The sequence below is a fragment of the Streptomyces sp. NPDC045956 genome (assembly GCF_056430705.1).
Genome location: NZ_JBWKKZ010000001.1, coordinates 526833 through 548357 on the forward strand (window position 1 = coordinate 526833; position 21525 = coordinate 548357).

The window sequence follows — 21525 nt, forward strand, 5'->3', positions numbered from 1 at the left end:
GCAAGTCCTCCTCTGCGGCGTGCGCCGCGTGACGGGCGGGTCTGATGCTTCCAGCGTACGACTCCCCGCCGACAGCGCCGAGGTGTTTTATCCGACCGGCGCCCGCTGCGCCCGCAGCACCTCGCGGAACCAGGCGTACGAGGCCTTGGGCGTGCGCTCCAGCGTCGCGAAGTCGACGTGCACCAGGCCGAACCGGCGCGCGTACCCCTCCGCCCACTCGAAGTTGTCGAGCAGCGACCACACGAAGTAGCCGCGCACGTCCACGCCGGCCGCCACCGCCCGGTGCAGCGCGCGGACGTGCCCGTCCAGGTAGGCGATGCGGTCCCGGTCGTCGAGCCCTTCGTAGGAGCAGCCGTTCTCGGTGATCACGACCGGCGGGAGGCGGTCGCCGTAGCGGTCGCGCAAGCCGGTGAGCAGCTCCGTCAGCCCCTCGGGCACGACGGGCCAGCCGAAGTCGGTCACCGGCCGGCCCTCGATCGCGCGCACCGAGAAGGGCAGCTCCGCGGGGAGCGTCAGGCCCCCGAACCCGGTGTCCGCGCCCTGCGGGGCGCCCACCCGGGCGGGCGCGTAGTAGTTCACGCCGTACCAGTCCAGCGGCTCGGCGATGATCTCCAGGTCGGCGTCGATGCGGCGCGCGTCGCCCGGCATCAGCTCCGCGATGCCCTCCGGGTACCGCCCGGTCAGCAGCGGGTCGCTGAACAGGCGGTTCAGGAGGAGGTCGTAGAAGTCCGCGGCCTCCCGGTCGGCCGGGTCGTCCGACGCCGGCCAGGTCGGCCCGTGGGAGTTGGCGATGCCGATCTCCGCGGCGCCCGCCGCGCGCAGGGCCCGTACCGCCAGGCCGTGCGCGAGCAGCTGGTGGTGGGCCGCCGGGAGGGCGTCGAACAGCAGCGCCCTGCCGGGGGCGTGGGTGCCCAGGGCGTGGCCCAGCAGGGTGTGCTCGGCCGGCTCGTTGAGCGTGATCCACCTGCCGACGCGGTCGCCGAGCCGTTCCGCGACCCGCGTCACGTACCGGGCGAACCGGGACGCCGTGTCCCGCTCCAGCCAGTCCAGCCCCGCCGGCAGGTCCCAGTGGAAGAGGGTCGGCACCGGCCGGACGCCCGCCGCGCACAGCTCGTCGACGAGGCGGTCGTAGAAGTCGAGGCCGCCGGGGGAGTTCACCCGCGGCCAGGAGACCGAGAAGCGGTACGCGTCCACGCCCAGGTCCGCCAGGAGCGCCACGTCCTCGCGGTAGCGGTGGTAGTGGTCGCAGGCCACCGCCGCGGTGGAGCCGTCCTTCACCCGTCCGGGCTCGGCGGTGAAGACGTCCCACACGGACGGCTCCCGCAGCCGGGCCGCGCCCTCGATCTGGTGCGCCGAGGTCGACACGCCCCACAGGAAGCCGTCCGGGAACCGGGGTATCGGTTGCGTCGCCATGCGCGGATCATCCGCAGCGCCGCTGAGCGAAGTCAACGGCCGTGCTCACGCCCCTTCCTTCAGCACCCGCGAGATCAGCCGGCGCTGCTCGTCCGTCAGCCGGGGATCGGCGGCGTACACCGTCCTGCCGTCCACGGTGATCTGGTAGCTGAACCCGTCCGGCACCCCGACGGGCGGCGTGCTCCGCCCGTCGGCCGCGGCCCGCTCCGCCAGGGCGTGCCACTCGTCCGCGTCGGCCCGCTCCGCGGTGTCGACCTCCGCGTGGCGTTCGATGCCCGCGAAGCCTCCTGTGCGCCTCACCTGAATCCGCATGGGTCCGTGTCTAGTACGGAACTACAGGGCGCGCACCCCGACCTGCTCCCAGCCCTTGCGGACCGCCTCCAGCTCCTCGGCGTCGCCGTAGCGCTCCCGGGCGGCCTTCACCGTGAGCGTCGCGAAGTCCGTGAACAGCGCGTCCTGCGCCAGTTCCCCGCCGGTCAGCACGTCGTACCAGACCTGTCCGGCCCGCTCCCAGGCGTGCCCGCCGAGCGCGGTGGCCGCCAGGTAGAAGGCGTGGTTGGGGATGCCGGAGTTGATGTGGACGCCGCCGTTGTCGCGGCCGGTGCGCACGAAGTCGTCCATCGTCGCGGGCTGCGGGTCCTTGCCGAGCACGTCGTCGTCGTACGCGGTGCCCGGCGCCTTCATGGAGCGCAGCGCCACCCCCGTCACGCGCGGGGCGAGCAGCCCGGCGCCGATCAGCCAGTCGCCCTCGGCGGCGGTCTGGCCGAGCGAGTACTGCTTGACGAGGGAGCCGAAGACGTCGGACACCGACTCGTTGAGGGCGCCGGGCTGCCCGTAGTAGGTCAGGTTGGCGGTGTGCTGGGTGACGCCGTGGGCCAGCTCGTGGCCGATGATGTCCAGGGAGATGGTGAAGTCGAGGAAGATCTCCCCGTCCCCGTCGCCGAAGACCATCTGCTCGCCGTTCCAGAAGGCGTTGTTGTACTCGCGGTCGTAGTGCACCGTCGCGTCCAGCGGCAGTCCGCCGCCGTCGATGGAGTCGCGCCCGTAGGCCTTCAGGAAGTGCTCGAAGGTGGCGCCGAGGCCCGCGTAGGCGCGGTTGACGGTGGCGTCCTTGCCGGGCTCCTCGCCCTCGCCGCGGACCTTCCTGCCCGGCAGCTCGGTGCCGTGCCGGGCGTCGAAGACCGTGCGGTGCGGCTTCCCGGGTTCGGCGCCGGCGCGCGCGGTGACCGTGGGGGCGCCGATGACCGTGGTCAGCCGGCGGTGGGTGCGCTCGAAGGCGTCGCGCTGGAGCGTGCGGCGAGCGGGTCCGGCGAGCACCGGGTCCTCGTGCTGGGCGAGCTTGTCGAGGACGTGGGGCGGCACGATGGTGCAGAAGACGGGCTCGAAGCCCCCGTGGGTCGTCATGACCGGCACCTTCGCACTGAGTGACGCACCTGTCACCACCCGCAACCATGATTGGTGAAAACCGGGACCAATGCGCCCCTCCGGTCGGCGGTGAGTGGTATACGGCACTTTTTGTCCCTATTCCCTCACGGTTCCCCTCCGTGGTCCCGCATACTGATACGCACCCGCGTGACCGGCGTGGCTCGGCTAGGGTGCTGGGCATCATGCGTTTCGGGCTGCTTCTCCTTAGCTGCCGCGGCGAGGGCCTGTAGAGGCCGACTCCCTCCCCGCGGAGCTTGGTGGTGCGCGTCGGCCGTCTCTCTGGACACGCGGACACCGCGGACATCACGAGGAGCCCACGCCAACATGGCCAACCGCCAGCAGCCCAGTTCCATGCCGATCACCAAGTACCGCGGCTACGAGCAGGTCGACATCCCCGACCGCACCTGGCCCCAGCAGCGCGTCACCACCGCCCCCCGCTGGCTCTCCACCGATCTGCGCGACGGCAACCAGGCGCTGATCGACCCGATGTCGCCCTCCCGCAAGCGCGCGATGTTCGACCTGCTGGTCAAGATGGGCTACAAGGAGATCGAGGTCGGCTTCCCCGCCTCCGGCCAGACCGACTTCGATTTCGTACGCTCGATCATCGAGGACCCGGGCGCCATTCCGGACGACGTGACGATCTCCGTGCTGACGCAGGCCCGTGAGGACCTGATCGAGCGCACGGTGGAGTCCCTGAAGGGCGCCAGGCGGGCCACCGTCCACCTGTACAACGCGACCGCCCCGGTCTTCCGCAGGGTCGTCTTCCGCGGCTCCCGGGACGACATCAAGCAGATCGCCGTGGACGGCACCCGGCTGGTCATGGAGTACGCCGAGAAGCTGCTGGGCCCCGAGACGGAGTTCGGGTACCAGTACAGCCCCGAGATCTTCACCGACACCGAGCTGGACTTCGCCCTGGAGGTCTGCGAGGCGGTGATGGACACCTACCAGCCCGGCCCCGGCCGCGAGATCATCCTCAACCTGCCGGCCACCGTGGAGCGTTCCACGCCGTCCACGCACGCGGACCGCTTCGAGTGGATGGGCCGCAAGCTGTCCCGCCGCGAGTACGTCTGCCTGTCCGTCCACCCGCACAACGACCGCGGTACGGCGGTGGCGGCGGCCGAACTGGCGCTGATGGCCGGCGCCGACCGCGTCGAGGGCTGCCTGTTCGGGCAGGGCGAGCGCACCGGCAACGTCGACCTGGTCACCCTGGGCATGAACCTGTTCTCGCAGGGCGTCGATCCGCAGATCGACTTCTCCGACATCGACGAGATCCGTCGCACGTGGGAGTACTGCAACCAGATGGAGGTCCACCCGCGCCACCCGTACGTGGGCGACCTGGTCTACACGTCCTTCTCCGGCTCCCACCAGGACGCCATCAAGAAGGGCTTCGACGCCATGGAGGCCGACGCGGCCGCGAAGGGCGTCACCGTCGACGACATCGAGTGGGCCGTGCCCTACCTGCCGATCGACCCGAAGGACGTCGGCCGCTCCTACGAGGCCGTCATCCGCGTCAACTCGCAGTCCGGCAAGGGCGGCATCGCGTACGTCCTGAAGAACGACCACAAGCTGGACCTGCCCCGCCGGATGCAGATCGAGTTCTCCAAGCTGATCCAGGCCAAGACGGACGCCGAGGGGGGCGAGATCACGCCCACCGCCATCTGGGACGTCTTCCAGGACGAGTACCTGCCCAACCCGGACAACCCCTGGGGCCGCGTCCAGGTCGCCAACGGCCAGACCACCACCGACCGCGACGGCATCGACACCCTCACCGTCGAGGCCACGGTCGACGGCCAGGAGACCACGCTGGTCGGCACCGGCAACGGCCCGATCTCGGCGTTCTTCCACGCCCTGCAGGGCGTCGGCATCGACGTACGCCTGCTGGACTACCAGGAGCACACGATGAGCGAGGGCGCCTCCGCGCAGGCCGCCTCCTACATCGAGTGCGCCATCGGCGACAAGGTGCTGTGGGGCATCGGAATCGACGCGAACACCACGCGCGCCTCGCTGAAGGCGGTCGTCTCCGCCGTCAACCGCGCCACCCGCTGACCAGCCGAATCGGTGATCACCGACCCCGCCCGCCGTTCTCCGGCGGGCGGGGCCGGGTCGGATACCGGCCAACTCCGTGTGCAGGTCACGGAAAGGTCTCCTCCGGGGTACTGACTCCACGTCGGTGATGTGGCTAACATCACGCCAGCGCGACGATGCTGTCGCGCGGTTACGGAGGTGCGACGTGCTGCCTGGACGGGAACGACACGGCCGAGCTGTCCGGCTGCCGCGCATCCTGGGCACGCGCACCGCGTGGACGCCCGTCGGGGACGGCGAGTTCTTCTGCCCGGGCTGCGGTGGCGACCGCAACTACCAGCGGCTCACCGGCCGCCGCCGCTTCACCCTGCTCGGCGTGCCCGTGCTGCCGCGCGGCGAGTCCGCGCCCACCGTCGAGTGCGCGGCCTGCCGCCGCCACTACGGCACCGACGTCCTCGACCATCCGACCACCACCCGCTTCTCCGCGATGCTCCGCGACGCCGTGCACACCGTCGCCCTCGCCGTCCTGGCCGCGGGCGGCGCCTGCTCGCGCACGTCGCTGGAGACGGCCGCCGTCGCGGTGCGCGCGGCCGGCTTCGAGGACTGCACCGAGGACCAGCTCGGCGCGCTCGTGGAGGCGCTGGAGGCGGACACCGGCCGGGTCCACGGCGAGCCCTGCGTGCCCGGCCTCGCCATAGAACTCCACGAGGCCCTGGACCCCCTCGCCCCCCACCTGGCCACCGTCGGCCGCGAGTCCATCCTCCTCCAGGGCGCCCGCATCGCCCTGGCCGACGGCCCCTACACCCCCGCCGAACGCGACGCGCTGGCCACGGTGGGCGCGGCGCTGACCCTCTGCTCGGACGACGTGACCCGCCTGCTGGAGTCGGCGGGCACGCCGTCCTGACCGCACCCCTCGACGGGCCGGCGGCCCCGGTGCCGGAGCGGTGCGGAGCGGGAGGGCCTAGTCCGTCAGGTCCAGGCGCATGATCTGGCGGTGCATGCCCGGGCCGAAGTAGTCCGGGCGCAGACCGCCGTCGGGCTCCTCCGGGCGGAAGCCGAGCCCCCGGTAGAGGAAGATGGCGGCGAGGTTGGCGGGCTCCACGGTCAGGCGCACCACCCGTATGCCGTCCCGGCGCAGCCGGTCCAGCACCTCCGTCATCAGCTCCCGGCCGAGCCCGTGGCGCCGGCGGTCCTGCGTCACGCACAGGCCGAGTATCCAGCTGTCGGCGCCCAGCGCGCGGGTGGCGGCGAGTACGTAGCCGCGCAGTCGGCCCGTGCCGTCGTCCAGCACCAGGAAGTGTTCCTCGTACATGTCGAAGAGCTGGCGCAGGAGGAAGCCGGGGTAGGCGAACTCCTGGAAGACCTCCTCGTCGAGCCGCCGCAGTTCGGGCAGGTCGGGCTCCCGGGCCGTGCGCAGGACCAGCGGCGGGTCGTCGCGGCGACGAGGGCTGGGATCCGTGAGCCGATCGAGGCGGTCCAGGGAACGTTCCAGCGGTTCGGCGGTCATGCAACCCCCAGTCAGGACGTGCGAGGTCAACTCGACGGACGCGATGTTCATTCGCCAGGGGGACGCGGCTCCGTATGGCGGCCGGCGATCCCTTCTGGCTAGAGTGAGCTTCCAACTTGCCTCGTGCAAGGGCGAGTTAGGGTGTGCGTCTGTGCGCCCGACGTGCGCCCGGCGGACGAGGTCTGGCGTGTTCCCGGCTGTCTCGGCCTGTCCTGGTGGCCTACCGTGCACGGCACTGGGGCTTGTCCGGAATTCAATTGGAACGCGGCAGGGTGACTATGGATCGCAACGCCGACGCACCTTGGTCGAAGTTCGATCCCGAGGTGTACGTCGACAACAACTACCGGACGCCGCTCGAAGTGGACCGGCTGATCGTCCGGTTGATGCGCGAGCACTTCGGCCGCTGTTTCTCCCGGGGCGTACCCGATTCGGTGCGGGGCGTCGACGTGGGTGCCGGGGCGAATCTCTATCCCGCCCTCTCCATGCTCCCGTGGTGCGAGAAGATCCTGCTGCTGGAATTCGCGCGTCCGAATGTCGAATACCTGGAGCGGCAGGTCTCCTCCGGGGGTTTCGACACGGCGTGGGACGCGTTCTGGGACGTACTGAGCGAGGCACCCGCCTACGCCGCCGTCGACCCGAGGAGCCGGTTCGGCGAGATCGTCCGGGTGGAGCGGGGCAACCTGTTCGACCTCGACGGACACCGGCGCTGGGACATGGGGACCATGTTCTTCGTCGCCGACTCCATGTCCGAGTGCCCCGACGAGTTCAAGCGGGGCGTGCGCTGCTTCATGAACGCCCTCGGCGAGGGCGCGCCGTTCGCCGCCGCCTTCATGAAGGAGTCGGTCGGCTACCGCGTCGGCGAGCACGACTTCCCGGCCTACCGGGTGAACGAGGACCGGGCCAGGGAAAGCCTCGAACCCTTCACCACGGAGCTGGAGATCCACGATCTGCACCACGTGGTGCGGCCGGGACACGAGGGAATCCTTCTCGCCCTCGGGCGGCGCAATTCGGAGGTTGCCGTCCCCTAGGAAAGGGGACCATGCTGAACACAGGGCAACGGGATCTGTACGAGGGGTGCGGGGAATGCAGATCAAGCCACGCCAGCACATGCTGGAGATCTGGCAGGCCATGGCCCGTCATGCGTTCGAGGACGGGAAACTCGTCCGGGGGGACACCGACGGGCTGAGCAGCGTCGCGGACGCCGAGCGCCTGCTCTGCCTGCTGTACCCGGCCACCGAGGTCCCCGCCTTCCGCCTGGACCAGCCCGACACCACCGAACGCGACGTGCTGCGCGCCCTGGACCGGATCGGCAGCCGGCTGGAGATCCCGCCCAACCTCATCACCGCGCTGACCCAGTTCATGCGCACGCACACCGGCACGGACGACAGCCCCACCTTCGCGGGCGGACACTACTTCCGGCCCGCCGAACCCGACGGCGAGATCACCCACGAGCAGAGCCAGTTGGGCGTGGTCGACTCCTACTCCATGTCCGTCACCCTCTGCCTCGCCACCCTCGGATTCCTCAAGGTCTACGAGGGCACCACGACCCGCCCCGAGGTGCTCCGGGCGATCGCCGAGCTGAGGGACGCCACCAACGCCCGGCTGACCGCCGCCATGGTCAGCCTCCTGCGCTCCTTCACCGTCAACGTCTTCGACGCCGAGTCCGAGCAGGGCAAGCGCCTCATCCAGGTCGTCGGACAGGGCAGACAGTCCGACCGGGCCGTCCTCCAGCAGTTCTCCCGCAAGTTACGCCCGCTGCGCGCCACCATCATCGAGAGCCTGACCCGGGGCATCCAGGTCGACGAGGGCATCCGCGACGAGAGCCAGCTCTTCGAGTGCGGCTGGGCCTGGGGCATCGTCAGGGACGCGCCGACCGTCACCGACCTCGACGTCCAGGTCCACGGGCAGCCCGACGGCATCGCCGACCGGCTGCCCTACGTGTACTTCACGGTCGTCGCCCTCGACGGCATCCAGGACCTGTTCTCCGACCGCACCCTCACCCTCGGGCTGCTCGACGCCGACCAGCAGAAGCTGGCCGAGGCGCTGCGCCTGCGCTGGGAACTCAGCCAGCAGTACTGGTCCGCGATCGCCCGCTTCGGCGCCGAGCGCTGGCCCCTGGAGGACCTGCCCTGGCAGACCACCGGCCTGCGCCTGGAGTCCGAGTACTTCTCCCTGACCGTCGCGGCCATCCTCGTCCACGACCTGATCCGCCGGAAGGCCACCGACGACGACCTCACCCGTACCGTCGCCGTCATGGAACGCCTCGCCGACCGGGGCCGGGTCACCAGCCGGATGACCAAGGACGACCCCACCATCAGGCTGCACACCCCCGGCGTCACCATGCCGCTCGCCGGGTCCGAGCACTCCGGCGGGGTCCTCCTGTGGCGGATGACCGACTACTCGGCCCAGCTCCTCAAGCGGATCATCCAACTGGCCACGCTCTCCCGGAACATCGGCGCGCAGGACCGGCTGCTGCGCCTGGCCGAGCAGGCCTTCGAGCACCTGTGGGCCCGGCGCATCGACGACGAGGACGGCGCCGGCCTCTGGGACGACGTCCGGTCCGTCTACCCCGACGCGCGCACCGCCGGCCTGCGCATGTCCTGGAGCATCACCGAGCGCGTCACCGAATGCCTCGTCGCCGCCCGCAACCTCTACGAGCAGCAGCCCATCCGCAGCCCGGAACTGGCCGAGCTGGCCCGCGAACTGCTCAGCGAGGCCACCCATCTGTTCGGCAAGGAACAGCTGGAGGCGTCCGCCGCCGTCGACGGCAGCCGGGCCCGGGCCATGCGCAGCATCGAGAGCCGCCTCGACCACGCCCGCGGCCTGGTCGACGAACGCCCCGCCACGGCCTTCGCGCTGGCCCTCCCCGTCCTGCAGGAACTCGACACCCTGGCCCAGGCCAGGGGCGCCGCCGCGCAGGAGGTGTGAGCGTGCTCGTCTTCGCCGCCTCCGACAAAGGAGGCACCGGGCGGTCGGTGACCAGCGCCAACCTGGCCTACCAGCGTGCCCTCACCGGCGATCACGTGGCCTACGTGGACTTCGACTTCGGCTCGCCCACCGCCGCCGCCGTCTTCGACGTGCCCGGCGCCGTGCGCGGCACCGAGGAACGCGGCCTGCACTCCTACCTGGAGGGCGAGACCGCCGAGCCGGCCAGGATCGACGTCTGGCGCCAGACCGAACACCCCCTGCTGCGGGCCCGGCCCAACCAGTCCGGCCGGCTCGTCCTGTTCCCCGGCGACATCGGCGGCGGCGAGTTCGCCACCGGCGAGGAGACCCTGGAGCGGTGCGTCGACCTGCTGCTGCGGCTCAACGGCGAGTTCGACATCACCGTCGTCGACCTCAGCGCGGGCCGCAGCTACGCCGTCGACATGGCCCTCGCGGCCACCGCCCACCCCCGGATGCGCCACGTCCCCTTCCGCTGGCTCGTCTTCCACCGCTGGACGCGCCAGCACGTGATCGCCGCCTCCGGCCTCGTCCACGCGGCCCACGGCATCATCGGCGGTGGCGTCGACCGGGGCCACGACGAGGACGCCCTGCGCGCCGCGATCCGCTTCGTCCGCGCCGCCGTACCCGACCCCGAGTCGCCGCTGTGGTCCCAGGGCTCGCCCGCCCAGGCCGCCTGGATGCAGGCCTGCGACGAGGCGCTGCGCCGGCTCGCCGCGGAGCATCGCATCGGCGACAGCGTGGTCCTCGGCGTCGTACCGCTGGAGCCGATACTCCAGTGGCGCGAACAGCTGATCACCGAGGAGGACGTGCTCTCCACCCAGATCGCCAACAAGGAGACCCTGGAAGCGCTGGAGGAGATCGCCCGGCGGCTCACCGACGACTCGCACTGGGGGCGGCCGTGACGGGCGGGGTGTTCCGGGAGACCGCGGCCGAGCCGCGCACCCAGTCGGTGCCGCTCGCGCACCTCTCGCTGGAGCTGGGCCACCTGTACATGGAGGACTTCGAGGCCGGGCCCGCCCGTCTGCGCCGGCACTTCGCGGAGGTGCGCCCCTGGGTGGAGGCGGCGCGTACCGCCGCCACCGCGCGGGCCGGCGGCAAGCGCGCCCGGATCAGCACCTGCTTCCTCATCGACGACTACTTCACCCGCTTCTCCACCCCCGCCGACGTCGTGCCCATGCTGCTCGCGGAGGCCGAGCGGGCCGGGCTGCGCGTCGACTACCTGGCCCGCGAGTCCGGCTGCGCCGTCACCGGCAAGGTGCCCGTCGCCGAGGCGGTGGCCGGGCGCATCGTCGAGTCGCCGCCCCCCGGCAGCCACGGCACGCGTCCGCCCGCCGCGCAGACCGGCTGGCTGGCCAACGGCGAGCGCAGCCCCGTCGCCCGCGCTCCGCAGGCGATGAAGCGCGCCGTCCCCTGGCAGCCGCCCCGGGAGACCGCCGCCCGCCGCCACTCCGTCTTCCTCGACGTCGAGCTGTGGAGCGACGACGCCGACGGGCACCGCACCTGGTCCTGCCCCTTCCTCGCGGCCGTGTGGCAGCTCGCCCGCCTCGGACTGCTGCGCAACGAGGGCGACGCCGTCCTCGTCCCCCGGCCGCACACCGGCACCGGCTTCCCGGACGACTGGGACGAGCTGCCCGCCCTGCTCCGGCTCGACGACCGCGCGGACCCCTTCGCCGCCTACCGGACCTGCTCGGTGCTGCCCACCCGGTTCCTCCCCGTCGAGCACGCCGTCCGCGTGATCCTCGACCAGATCGAGGTCGACCCCGGAGCCCTCGCCCAGGTCGCCGACCGCTCCGGCCGGGAGCGTGTGCCCGTGCCCGACCCGGTCGCCGACCGCGTCTCCTACGTCTACTACGCGGGGCCGTGACGTGGCGCCGCGGCAGCGCACTCCGGGCGGGGACCTCCTCTGCGGCGAGGTCCGCACCTGCCTGCTCCCCGCCCGGCAGGCCCTGGACATCCGGTCCGCCGCCCAGCTCCTGGCCCTGCGCGCCGACGAACGGGTCCTGCTCTCCGAGCGTCCGGGCCTCTACGCGCGTTCCCCCGACACCCTGACCGGCGTCGACTGCCCGCTGCCCAGCGCCAACGGCGCCCGCGTCCGCGCGGTCGGCACCGTCGCCGCCCGCGCCGCGCTCACCGAGGGGCGCCTGTTGCAGACCTCCGCCCGCTTCCGGGCGCCCGCGTCCGGCCCGGACCAGCGGCGGCCGTGGGGCGAGTACCTGGTGCGGCCCGGCGAGGTCGAACCGCTGGGGAAACTCCCCCTGGAGGCGGTCGCGCAGGGCGTGCTCGACGGCGCGCTCCACGGCGACCTGGACGTCGGAGTGATAGCCGACGGGCTGCTCACCCGGCTGCTGCGCCACCCGCTCCTCGACCAGCGCCCGCCCTTCCGGTCCCGCCAGACCCGGCTGCGCTGGGTGGCGCTGCCCGCCGGTCCGGGCGAGGGCCCCACCATCGAGCGCTTCACCCTCGCCGAGGTCGAACTGCGCACCGTACGGCTCCGGGTGCCCGAGGGCACCGACGGCGCCGACCTCGCGGTGCTCTGCGACGACCTCGCCCTGCACGACTGGCTGCTCACCACCGTGGTCCGCATGTTCGACGGCCTCCGGCTGGGCCAGGGAGCCGCCGAGGACGCGGGCGCCGTCGTCCGGGCGCTGCGCCCGGCCGTCGACCACCTGCTGCACCTGTGGATGCCCGCGGCCCGGGTGGCCGGGGACCTGGCCCCGCTGTGGGACCCGCTCGAGGAGCGGCCCGGCTTCAGCCGGCAGTGGCGGGCCCTGGTGCAGCGCATCCGCGACCAGCTCACCCTGCACGCCATTCCCTCAGCCCACCGGGAGGTGGAGTCGGTCCCCTGACCGGCGCCGGCGCCTCCCACGCACATCCCCGCCCCGATCCGACGCACATCCCAACGGGGGGAGAAGCGAGATGAGCACGGCACAGTCACCCCGCCCCGACGACACGGCCCGCACCCGGGACCCGGCGGACCCGAGAGGGGAGTCGCCATGGGCCCGCATGCTGCTGGTCGCCCTGGTCGTCGGCGCCCTGTTCTGGAGCGTCACGGCGCTGCTGAGCCCGGAGGACGGCACGCTGCGGCAGTTCGCGGCCGCCGTGCTCTGCGCCGGCGCCGCCCTGGCCGTCCAGTACCTCCTCGGCCCGGCGCCCCTCCCGGACGGCGTGCGGCTGGAGGAGCACACCCGCCGGGTGGAGAGCGCCCTGGCCGAGAACACCGCCGCCGTCCGGGAGGGCCTGACCCGGTACGACGACGAGTTACGGACCGGCCTGACCCGGCACACCGAGGACGTGAAGCAGCTGGTCGAGAGCCACGTCACGCAGGCGGACCACCGGTCGGCGGACTCCTACCCGCCGCTGGACCGGGCCCGCATCGACAGCGTGCCCGACCTCGCCAAGGGCTTCGCCGACGTGCTGCTGCCCGACCCGTCGATCCTGCACACCTTCGTCCACCTGGAGATGACGCGGGTGGTCGGCCACATGGCGGACCTCACCAACCAGAGCGCCGAGTGCCCCGGCGAGAACCACGACTGGATGCTCACCCTCACCCGGGCCGCCGAGCACTCCATCTGCGCCACCAGCACCTCCGTCGACCGGGAGTTCTGGAACAGCGAACCCGCCGGACGCTACCTGGACGCGCAGCAGGAGGCGATCGACGAGCAGGGCGTCTCGGTGCGCCGGCTGTTCCTGCTGGAGAGCGCCCGGGAGCTGGACGACCGGCTGCTGAGACTGTGCGAGGAGCAGGAACTGCGGCGCATCGACGTCCGGGTGGCCGTCCTGCCCGAACTGCCCCCGCATCTCCAGCGCGGCACCACCAACGACTTCATCCTCTACGACGAGGAGGTGTCGTTCGAGATCGAGCAGGACCTGCGCGACGTCAACGTCCGGACCCGGCTCACCGCGCGCCAGGACTACGTGCGGGACCGGCTGAAGCGCTTCAAGGAGCTGTGGGACGCCGGCATGGGCCTGCGCGAGCTGGAGGTGCGGGTCGACGCCGAGGAGGACGGCAACTGGATGGTCGACCGGGCCTGACCGCGCGCCGACCCGGTACTCCCGGGGGAGTAGGGGCGGCCGGGCGTCACCCCGGGCAGTAACCGCACACTCGCCCTCACGCCCGACGCGACGGCACCCCGCCGCCGGAAGTCTGGACAGCGAACCGGACATCCAGTGCAGGGAGCCCGTCAGATGGGGGCCGTGGGAACAAGCGGTGAGGCAGGGCCGGCGGGCGGGGGGCGGCGCAGGGGCGTGTCCGTCGCGGAGGATGGGCCCGTGCACGCACCCCCCGCGAACGCGCCCGGACCCCGCCTCGGCGAGCGGATCATGGCCGTGATCAACCGCGATCCCCGCACCTCCCCGCACGGCACCCGCAACGACGCGATGCTCGCCGCGGCCCTGCTCGCCGTGGCGGCCTGCCTGGCGCTCTTCACGGACGAGGGCCGCCGCCCGGACGCGGCGGGCTGGACGCTGCTGGTCGCCGCGCACGTCCCGATCGTGTGGCGGCGCCGGCACCCGCTGCTGGTGCTCGCGGCGGTGGTGGTCCTGGTCGGGCCGTACCACGCCCTGGACAACAACCACGCCGCGCCCGGCCCCGCCTCCTACGTCGCGCTCTACACGCTCGCCGTCACCGGCCGGCCGCTGCGCACGATCCTGACCGGCGTCGCCGTCCTCACGTTCTCCGTGAGCATCATGCTCACCGTCGACACCCACCAGGCCGTCGAACTGCTCCGGATCTCCGGCTGGGTGGTCGCCATCCTCTTCGCCGGCGTCGACGTCCGCTACTACCGCCAGTACGTCGCCGCCATCGTCGAGCGTGCCGAGCGCGCCGAACGCACCCGCGAGGAGGAGGCCCGGCGCCGCGTCGCCGAGGAACGCCTGCGTGTCGCCCGGGACCTGCACGACCTGCTGGCGCACAGCATCACCCTCATCGGCGTGCAGACCTCGGTCGCCGCCCACGTCCTGACCGCCGACCCCGACCGCCTGGACCGGGCCGCGGTCGCCAAGGCCCTCGACGACATCGCCGAGACCTGCCGCTCGGCGCGCGGTGAGCTGCGGACCACGCTGGAGGTCCTGCGGGAGCAGGACGCGCCCGACGCGCGCGGCCCCCTGCCCGGACTGCACGGACTGCCCGACCTGGTGGAGGCCGCGCGGCTCGCCGGAGCCCGGGCGGAACTGTCGGTGGACGCCGGCACCGTGCCGCCCGCGGTCGGCGCCGCCGCCTACCGCATCGTGCAGGAGGCGCTGACCAACGCCGTACGCCACGCGGGACCCGAACCGTCCGTCCGCGTCGAGGTGCGCGGCGAGCGGGGCGCCCTGCGCCTGTCCGTCACGGACGACGGCACCGGCCCCGGCAACCCCGCGGCCCCCGCGGCCACCGGCCTCGACGGCACCCCCGGTTTCGGCCTCGTCGGCATGCGCGAACGGGCCCGCAGCGTGGGTGGCACACTCGACGCCGGGCCGAGGGCCCAGGGCGCCCGCGGCTTCGCGGTGACGGCGCTCCTGCCGACCCCCACGGCTCCCTCGGCGCCCGCCACACCCCTGACGCCCGCGACCCCGGAGAGAGACGGATGACCATACGCGTGCTGCTCGCGGACGACCAGAACCTCGTCCGCGCCGCGTTCGCCCTGCTCGTCGCGTCGGCCCCCGACATGGAGGTCGTCGGCGAGGCGGGCACCGGCCGCCAGGCCGTGGAACGGGCCCGCTCCGACCGCGCCGACCTCGTCGTCATGGACATCCGCATGCCCGACCTGGACGGCATCGAGGCGACCCGGCTCATCGCGGCGGACGAGGACCTCGCGGGTGTGAAGGTGCTGGTCCTCACCACCTACGACACCGACGACAACATCGTGGAGGCGCTCCGTGCGGGCGCCTCCGGCTTCCTGGTGAAGGACACGCGGCCCGCCGAACTCCTGGACGCCATCCGCACGGTGACGGCCGGCGACGCGCTCCTGTCCCCGGGCCCGACGGCCCGGCTGATCGAACGCTTCCTGCGCAGCCCCGCCACGCCCGCGGCGGGCGGAGCGGGCCCCGACTGCCTGTCGGACCGCGAGCGCCAGGTGCTCACCCTGGTCGCCCGCGGCCTCACCAACACGGAGATCGCCGACTCCCTCGGACTGAGCCCGCTGACGGCGAAGACCCATGTCAGCCGCATCATGGGCAAGCTCGGGGCGCGGGACCGGGCGCAACTGGTCATCGTGGGCTACGAGTCGGGGCTGGTGACGCCGGGTACCGGTCAGCGGCAGTAGGCGTCCGTGCCCGGCCGCTGCCCGGTCGCCAGGAAGCGGGAGGCGGTCCCGTCGCCGCAGGCGTTGCCGTTGGCGAGGTAGGGGTTGTGGCCGGTGGAGTCCACGGTGACCAGGACCGCGCGCCGGCCGAGCGCCTCCCGCATCTTCAGGGCGCCGGCGAGCGGGGTGGCGACGTCCCGCTCGTTGGAGAGCAGCATGATGTTGGACGGTCCCTCGTCGGTGATCCGCACCGGCGCCTCGCGCGGCGGGTACGGCCAGGCGGCGCACAGCATGGCGTTGCGGGGCATCCCGGCGGTGAGCGGGTACTTGGCGCGGCTCTCGGCGACGCCCTTCTCGTAGACGGCCTGCGACGTGGGCCAGGCCACGTCGTTGCAGAGCGTCCCGGCCCCCACGGCGGTGACGTTCTGGAGCACGGCCTCGGGCGGTGCCTGGGGCGCGGGCGGCACCGTGCCCTCCTGGGCGGCCCGCATCAGCCGGGCGAGCGTCGGGTAGCGGCTGGGGGAGTAGAGGCTGTCCAGCATGGTCTGGCGCAGCACGTTGCCGTTCAGCTCCTCGGGGTTGGCGCCGGGCCAGGGGATCGGCTCGCGGTCGAGCCGGGCGGCGAGCCGCAGGAACATCGGCCGTACGTCGGCGGCCCGCACGGCCAGCCGGTCGGGGTTGTCCGGGTCCGACGCCCAGGCGGCGAAGTGCGGGAAGGTGTCCTCGACGCCCTCCTCGTGCGCGGCCAGCCAGGCGCGGTTGACGCGGGCCGGGTCCGGGTCGTCGACGCTGTCCAGCAGGACGCGGTCGGTGCGGTGCGGGAACTTCTGCGCGTACACCGCCCCCACGTACGTCCCGTACGACGTCCCCCACGCGGAGATCCGCCGCTCGCCGAGCGCGGCCCGCAGGAGGTCGATGTCGCGGGCCTCGTTGGCCGTGCTGAGGTGCTTGATCAGCTCGCCGCCGTTGCGGACGCAGGCGTCGGCCGTGCGGCGGGCGGTGGCCATGTTCCCGTCCACCGAACCGTCGGGCGCCGGCCACGGGCGGAGTCTGGACGTGGCGAGGTCGGCGTGTTCCAGGCCGCAGTCGACGGAGGTGGACGGGGCGAGTCCGCGCGGCGCGAACCCGACGAGGTCGTAGGTGTCACGGACGTCCTGGGGCAGCTTCTGTCCCTTTCCCGAGGGGTCGTTCAGGCTGGAGCCGCCGGGGCCGCCCGCGATGAGCAGGAGCACTCCGCGCCGGGTGTCCGGGTCCTCGCTCGGGATGCGCGAGACGGCGATGTCGATGCGCGGGCCGTCCGGGTCGGCGTGGTCCATGGGGACCCGGAGGGTGGCGCACTGCTGGCGGGGATCGAGTCCGGTGCCCTGGCAGGCGGTCCAGACGAGGGGCTCGGCGGGGCGCGAGGCGGCGGAGGCCGTCACCGGCGCGGTGATCCCGAGGAGGGCCGTGGACACGCCGACGACGGCGGCGTTGCGGATGGTGCGGGTGCGCTGCGTCATGCGACGAGCCTCGCGGATGTCCGGGGCCCTCCCCATCCGGGCAACAGCCTGAAAAACAGGGGGGATTACCCCAGGGAGGGCCCTCGGGGTTCTCCCCGACCCGTCACAGGAAGAAGCTGTCGTGCTTCACCTGGAACTCCCGCAGCTCCTCGCCGCCGCGCTGCGCGAACTCGGCCACGTGCTCGAAGTACTCCTCGCGCGGGGCGCCCGGCGAGAAGAGCATCAGCATGGAGACCGGGTCGTCGCTGTCGTTCTTGAAGGCGTGCAGTCCGCCGACCGGCACGTACAGGAAGTCGCCCTGGCGGCTGGTGACCCAGCGCTCGCCGTCGTACAGCTTCAGCTCACCCGACAGGACGTAGAAGGACTCCGAGATGCTCCGGTGGAAGTGCGTCCTGGCGCCCGGCGCCTTGGGGCCCATGTCCACCTTGTACAGCCCGAACTCCCCGCCCGTGGAGGCGTGGCTCGCGAGGTAGTGGGTCTTGGTGCCGCCGGGGGAGACGATGTCCGGCGGGGTGTCGGCACCTCTGAACACGGCGTTGATCTCGCCCTTCTCGCCGAGGTAGCGCGGCTCCGGGTACGACATGGGTGCCCCTCTCTCCGTGAGTGTCGGGGCAACTCTCCCCGACGGAGGGCACTTCGGGCATCGTCCGCAAGATCGAAGGGGCGGGCCGTGGGGCTCAGGCCCGAGGGACGGCCCCCACGGTGCGGACGAACTCCGCCCAGGCGACCGCCCCGACGACGAGCACCGGCCCGCCGGGCACCTTGCTGTCCCGCACGGGCACGAGGCCCACGACTCCGTCGGCGACCTCGACGCAGTCGCCGCCTTGGCCGTTGCTGTGGCTGCTCTTGCGCCAGCGGGCGGCGCCGGGGAAGTCGCAGGCGACCTCGACGCAGCTGCCGCCCTCGCCGTTGCTGTAGCTGCTTTTCGTCCAGCGGGCGTGGGTCAGGTCGTACTCGCGCATCGTCTGAGGTCCTCCGCCGCCGACTCGATCAGGGCCAGGGACACCTCCGGCGACAGCGCGGCGACCCTGAGCAGATCGTATGTGCGCTGAGCATGCACCACCACGGCTGGAGCGTCGATGAGCGTCCCCGAATACTCCGTCTCTGTATAGGCCACCGGTGGGGCGTCTTCGAAGTCCATGAGCTTCAGCATCCCGCCCATGGCCGCATGCGCCCCAGCCTCGTTCGGAAGCACCGCCACCACCGCCGTGCGCTCACGCAACGACCGAGCGACGTGTCCCAGTTGCGCCGCCATCGTCAGCGGGCCGCCTACGGGGAGCCGCAACACGCTCTCGTGCAGAACCACCCAATACTCGGGCCGTGCAGCGTCGCCCAGGATCACCGACCGCTCCAGCCGGGCGGTGACCATCTCGTCGACGTAAGCGTCGGACCGGAACGGGTTGGCGGCGATGGTGACCGCGCGCGCGTACTCCCTCGTCTGTAGCAGCCCCGGTACGACCGTCGGCGCGAACTCGCAGATCCGCGTTGCCAGTCGTTCCAGCTCCACAACACCCGCGAAGTAATCCGCGTAACCCGGTTCATCAATCAACTTCCTGCACAGCCGCTCGAAAATACCGTCGGTTTGCAGTACCCCGTCAATCCGCTGGGCCACATCCAGCTGCGGCTTGCGAATTGCCTGTTCGAACTGGCCGATGTAACCACCCGACACGAATACCCTTGTACCCAGCTCGACTTGGGTGATTCCCGCGTCCTCTCGCCGCCGTTTCAGTTCCGCGCCGAAGAACTCCCACGCCGCTTGCCGTGAACCGTTGGCCATAACCAACCCCCCGCCACTGAACCCCACTTGTAGTGCACTGACTCCCATCGAGTGTAGTCACGGCACGGCATTCTGGGGATGTGAAGACTGAAACCGTAAAGGGAAGGGGAACACGGTGAAGGCACCACACTCGGCGCCCTGCGTCGAAGAAGCGGAGGACACGGTGAAAGAATTGCGCGCGGCGCTCGCGAAGGCCGGAATTACTCTCCCGTCGCTCGGGCTCGACCCGGTGAGTCTTGCGCGCGAGGCACCCTGTCCGCTCGTCGAATTGGGCCGGTGCTCCGTCGAGACCGCCAGGCGACTCGCGGCGGCCCTCCGATGACGACGCCGCCCGTGGGGACCTATGCCGTCGACACCCGCAGCGGACGGGTCGGCGTCGTCATGGGGTACGAGGGCCCGTACGTCCAGATGCGCCCGTACGGCGGGGGCCGTGAGTGGGACGCCGAGCCGGGTGACGTACGCCACGCCACCCCGTCCGAGCGGCTCAGCGCGGCGACGGCGTACACCAACGCCCGAAGCCGTGGCGAGGTGCCTTGAAGCATGCGCGAGAATGGTCCGCATGAGTCTGTTCCGCGACGACGGCATCGTGCTGCGCACCCAGAAGCTGGGTGAGGCGGACCGGATCATCACCTTGCTCACACGCGGTCACGGACGCGTACGCGCCGTGGCGCGCGGGGTGCGGCGGACGAAGTCGAAGTTCGGGGCGCGGCTGGAGCCGTTCTCCCATGTGGACGTGCAGTTCTTCGCCAGGGGCAGCGAGCTGGTCGGGCGCGGGCTGCCGCTGTGCACGCAGAGCGAGACCATCGCGCCGTACGGCGGCGGGATCGTCACCGACTACGCGCGGTACACGGCGGGGACCGCCATGCTGGAGACTGCCGAGCGGTTCACCGACCACGAGGGGGAGCCGGCGGTGCAGCAGTACCTGCTGCTGGTCGGTGCCCTGCGGACCCTCGCCCGGGGCGAGCACGCGCCGAACCTGGTCCTCGACGCGTTCCTGCTGCGCTCCCTCGCGGTCAACGGGTACGCCCCCACCTTCGGGGACTGCGCGAAGTGCGGCATGCCCGGCCCGAACCGGTTCTTCTCGGTCGGCTCGGGCGGCACCGTCTGCGCGGACTGCCGGGTACCCGGCAGCGTCGTACCCTCGCCGCAGGCCCTGGAACTGCTCGGAGCGCTGCTCGCGGGAGACTGGGGGACCGCGGACGCGTGCGAGTCGCGGTACGTCCGGGAGGGGAGCGGGCTGGTGTCCGCGTACCTGCACTGGCATCTGGAGCGCGGCCTGCGCTCCCTGCGCTACGTCGAGAAGTCCTAGAAGACCAGAAGAGCAGACAGCACGAGGAGACGAGAGACACATGGCCGTACGCGGGTTCCTGGGGCGTCAGCGCCGGGACTACAGGACGCCGGAGCCGCACCCGTCCGGCGCACGGCCCCCGAAACTCGGTGAGCTGGTACCGGAGCATGTGGCGATCGTCATGGACGGCAACGGGCGCTGGGCCAAGGAGCGCGGGCTGCCGCGCACCGAGGGCCACAAGGTCGGTGCCGAGCGGGTGCTGGACGTCCTCCAGGGCGGCATCGAGATGGGCGTGCGGAACATCTCCCTGTACGCCTTCTCCACCGAGAACTGGAAGCGGTCGCCGGACGAGGTGCGCTTCCTGATGAACTTCAACCGGGACTTCATCCGCAAGACCCGCGACCAGCTCGACGAGCTGGGCATCCGCGTCCGCTGGGTGGGCCGGATGCCCAAGCTGTGGAAGTCGGTCGCCAAGGAACTGCAGGTCGCCCAGGAGCAGACCAAGGGCAACGACCGGCTGACCCTGTACTTCTGCATGAACTACGGCGGGCGCGCCGAGATCGCCGACGCGGCGCAGGCCCTCGCCGAGGACGTGCGGGCCGGACGGCTCGACCCGTCGAAGGTGAACGAGAAGACGCTCGCGAAGTACCTGTACTACCCGGACATGCCGGACGTGGACCTGTTCCTGCGGCCGAGCGGTGAGCAGCGCACGTCCAACTACCTGCTCTGGCAGAGCGCGTACGCCGAGATGGTGTTCCAGGACGTGCTGTGGCCCGACTTCGACCGGCGGGACCTGTGGCGGGCCTGCCTGGAGTTCGCCTCCCGGGACCGCCGCTTCGGCGGCGCGATCCCGAACGAGGAGCTGCTGGCCATGGAGGGGACGGACAGCCCCAGCCCGTCCGGCCTCTGAGGACGAGGCCGTCAGGCCGATGAGGGGGCCCGGGGCGCGGCCCCGGCCCCGCCGGCTCAGCCGCCGGCGGCACCCGCGCAGTCGGCGCACGTGCCGAAGATCTCCACCGTGTGCGCCACGTTGACGTAGCCGTGCTCGGCGGCGATGGCCTCCGCCCACTTCTCCACGGCGGGGCCCTCGACCTCGACCGCCTTGCCGCAGGTGCGGCAGACCAGGTGGTGGTGGTGGTCGTCGCTGGAGCAGCGGCGGTAGACGGACTCGCCGTCGGCGGTGCGCAGGACGTCGACCTCGCCGGCGTCGGCGAGGGACTGAAGGGTGCGGTAGACCGTGGTGAGCCCGACGGAGTCGCCCTTGTGCTTGAGCATGTCGTGGAGCTCCTGAGCGCTGCGGAACTCCTCGACCTCCTGGAGAGCCGCCGACACGGCGGCCCGCTGCCGGGTGGCACGTCCCTTCACGGGCGGTCCAGCGGTCGTCACCGGTTCCTCCTCACGTCTGCGGCTTGCCGGGCCATTGTGCC

The 21525-nt window shown here is 72.0% G+C and carries 23 protein-coding genes; 14 read left to right on the forward strand and 9 right to left on the reverse strand.

The window, feature by feature from the left end; all coding sequences use genetic code 11:
• Positions 1–87: 87 nt before the first annotated feature.
• From AC07FV_RS02265 to AC07FV_RS02275, 3 genes are read right to left on the reverse strand one after another with little or no spacing between them, the layout of a single operon-like run.
• Positions 88–1413 carry a GH1 family beta-glucosidase gene (locus AC07FV_RS02265; RefSeq protein WP_479084020.1) on the reverse strand — a complete coding sequence of 442 codons (1326 nt, stop codon included), beginning with the start codon at positions 1411–1413 and terminating at the stop codon, positions 88–90.
• Positions 1414–1458: 45 nt separating this feature from the next.
• Entirely contained in the window at positions 1459–1725 is a 267-nt protein-coding gene (locus tag AC07FV_RS02270) for a protealysin inhibitor emfourin (RefSeq protein ID WP_479084021.1), read from the reverse strand.
• 21 nt (positions 1726–1746) lie between these two features.
• Positions 1747–2817 (reverse strand): M4 family metallopeptidase, encoded by a 1071-nt coding sequence (locus tag AC07FV_RS02275; protein WP_479084023.1) that lies wholly within the window; start codon positions 2815–2817, stop codon positions 1747–1749.
• Between the two features lie 345 nt (positions 2818–3162).
• On the opposite strand from AC07FV_RS02275, the gene leuA reads away from it, so the two are divergent.
• Together leuA and AC07FV_RS02285 are read left to right on the forward strand one after the other, a co-directional pair.
• Positions 3163–4884, forward strand: coding sequence for a 2-isopropylmalate synthase (gene leuA / locus AC07FV_RS02280; protein ID WP_383642354.1), 1722 nt, complete (start codon positions 3163–3165; stop codon positions 4882–4884).
• 184 nt (positions 4885–5068) lie between these two features.
• Positions 5069–5764 (forward strand): TerB family tellurite resistance protein, encoded by a 696-nt coding sequence (locus AC07FV_RS02285; RefSeq protein WP_479084025.1) that lies wholly within the window; start codon positions 5069–5071, stop codon positions 5762–5764.
• A gap of 57 nt (positions 5765–5821) precedes the next feature.
• Here AC07FV_RS02285 and AC07FV_RS02290 read toward each other — a convergent pair whose 3' ends face one another.
• Positions 5822–6367 carry a GNAT family N-acetyltransferase gene (locus AC07FV_RS02290; protein WP_479084027.1) on the reverse strand — a complete coding sequence of 182 codons (546 nt, stop codon included), beginning with the start codon at positions 6365–6367 and terminating at the stop codon, positions 5822–5824.
• 278 nt (positions 6368–6645) lie between these two features.
• Between AC07FV_RS02290 and AC07FV_RS02295 the strand changes: the two genes are divergently transcribed.
• The 8 genes from AC07FV_RS02295 to AC07FV_RS02330 all read left to right on the forward strand — a co-directional run bounded on the left by AC07FV_RS02295 (position 6646) and on the right by AC07FV_RS02330 (position 15555).
• Positions 6646–7395, forward strand: a complete 750-nt coding sequence (locus AC07FV_RS02295) for an SCO2525 family SAM-dependent methyltransferase (RefSeq protein WP_479084029.1) — start codon at positions 6646–6648, stop codon at positions 7393–7395.
• A 55-nt stretch (positions 7396–7450) separates the two neighbouring features.
• Positions 7451–9295, forward strand: a complete 1845-nt coding sequence (locus AC07FV_RS02300; RefSeq protein ID WP_479084030.1) for an SCO2524 family protein — start codon at positions 7451–7453, stop codon at positions 9293–9295.
• A 2-nt stretch (positions 9296–9297) separates the two neighbouring features.
• Positions 9298–10215, forward strand: a complete 918-nt coding sequence (locus AC07FV_RS02305) for an SCO2523 family variant P-loop protein (RefSeq protein ID WP_383642520.1) — start codon at positions 9298–9300, stop codon at positions 10213–10215.
• On the forward strand, positions 10212–11177 hold the full coding sequence (locus tag AC07FV_RS02310; protein WP_479084032.1) for an SCO2522 family protein: 966 nt from the start codon (positions 10212–10214) through the stop codon (positions 11175–11177). The genes AC07FV_RS02305 and AC07FV_RS02310 overlap by 4 nt, the downstream gene beginning before the upstream one ends.
• 1 nt (position 11178) lies before the next feature.
• Positions 11179–12159, forward strand: a complete 981-nt coding sequence (locus tag AC07FV_RS02315; protein WP_479084034.1) for an SCO2521 family protein — start codon at positions 11179–11181, stop codon at positions 12157–12159.
• A gap of 70 nt (positions 12160–12229) precedes the next feature.
• Entirely contained in the window at positions 12230–13345 is a 1116-nt protein-coding gene (locus AC07FV_RS02320) for a hypothetical protein (protein ID WP_479084035.1), read from the forward strand.
• 288 nt (positions 13346–13633) lie between these two features.
• The gene (locus AC07FV_RS02325) at positions 13634–14881 is read left to right on the forward strand and encodes a sensor histidine kinase (protein ID WP_479084872.1); all 1248 of its coding nucleotides are present in this window, start codon (positions 13634–13636) and stop codon (positions 14879–14881) included.
• Entirely contained in the window at positions 14878–15555 is a 678-nt protein-coding gene (locus AC07FV_RS02330) for a response regulator transcription factor (RefSeq protein ID WP_479084036.1), read from the forward strand. Before AC07FV_RS02325 ends, AC07FV_RS02330 begins: the two co-directional genes overlap by 4 nt.
• Here AC07FV_RS02330 and AC07FV_RS02335 read toward each other — a convergent pair.
• The 4 genes from AC07FV_RS02335 to AC07FV_RS02350 form a co-directional block, all read right to left on the reverse strand.
• Positions 15543–17033: an alpha/beta hydrolase gene (locus AC07FV_RS02335; protein WP_479084038.1), complete on the reverse strand. Its 1491-nt coding sequence runs from the start codon at positions 17031–17033 to the stop codon at positions 15543–15545. The genes AC07FV_RS02330 and AC07FV_RS02335 overlap by 13 nt on opposite strands.
• A gap of 103 nt (positions 17034–17136) precedes the next feature.
• Entirely contained in the window at positions 17137–17616 is a 480-nt protein-coding gene (locus AC07FV_RS02340; protein ID WP_479084040.1) for a cupin domain-containing protein, read from the reverse strand.
• A 94-nt stretch (positions 17617–17710) separates the two neighbouring features.
• Positions 17711–17995, reverse strand: coding sequence for a DUF397 domain-containing protein (locus AC07FV_RS02345; RefSeq protein WP_479084042.1), 285 nt, complete (start codon positions 17993–17995; stop codon positions 17711–17713).
• Positions 17977–18810 (reverse strand): helix-turn-helix domain-containing protein, encoded by an 834-nt coding sequence (locus AC07FV_RS02350; RefSeq protein ID WP_479084044.1) that lies wholly within the window; start codon positions 18808–18810, stop codon positions 17977–17979. The genes AC07FV_RS02345 and AC07FV_RS02350 overlap by 19 nt, the downstream gene beginning before the upstream one ends.
• 115 nt (positions 18811–18925) lie before the next feature.
• Between AC07FV_RS02350 and AC07FV_RS02355 the strand changes: the two genes are divergently transcribed.
• The 4 genes from AC07FV_RS02355 to AC07FV_RS02370 are packed head-to-tail and all read left to right on the forward strand — an operon-like array spanning position 18926 to position 21008.
• The gene (locus AC07FV_RS02355; RefSeq protein WP_383642318.1) at positions 18926–19132 is read left to right on the forward strand and encodes a hypothetical protein; all 207 of its coding nucleotides are present in this window, start codon (positions 18926–18928) and stop codon (positions 19130–19132) included.
• Positions 19129–19347 (forward strand): hypothetical protein, encoded by a 219-nt coding sequence (locus AC07FV_RS02360; protein ID WP_479084045.1) that lies wholly within the window; start codon positions 19129–19131, stop codon positions 19345–19347. The genes AC07FV_RS02355 and AC07FV_RS02360 overlap by 4 nt, the downstream gene beginning before the upstream one ends.
• Before the next feature lie 22 nt (positions 19348–19369).
• Complete coding sequence (gene recO / locus AC07FV_RS02365; RefSeq protein WP_356603224.1) at positions 19370–20119, forward strand: DNA repair protein RecO; 750 nt, start codon at positions 19370–19372, stop codon at positions 20117–20119.
• A 40-nt stretch (positions 20120–20159) separates the two neighbouring features.
• Positions 20160–21008, forward strand: coding sequence for an isoprenyl transferase (locus AC07FV_RS02370; protein WP_479084047.1), 849 nt, complete (start codon positions 20160–20162; stop codon positions 21006–21008).
• 56 nt (positions 21009–21064) lie between these two features.
• Here the strand turns inward: AC07FV_RS02370 and AC07FV_RS02375 are convergent, their stop codons facing one another.
• The gene (locus AC07FV_RS02375; protein WP_383642306.1) at positions 21065–21484 is read right to left on the reverse strand and encodes a Fur family transcriptional regulator; all 420 of its coding nucleotides are present in this window, start codon (positions 21482–21484) and stop codon (positions 21065–21067) included.
• Between the last annotated feature and the right edge of the window lie 41 nt (positions 21485–21525).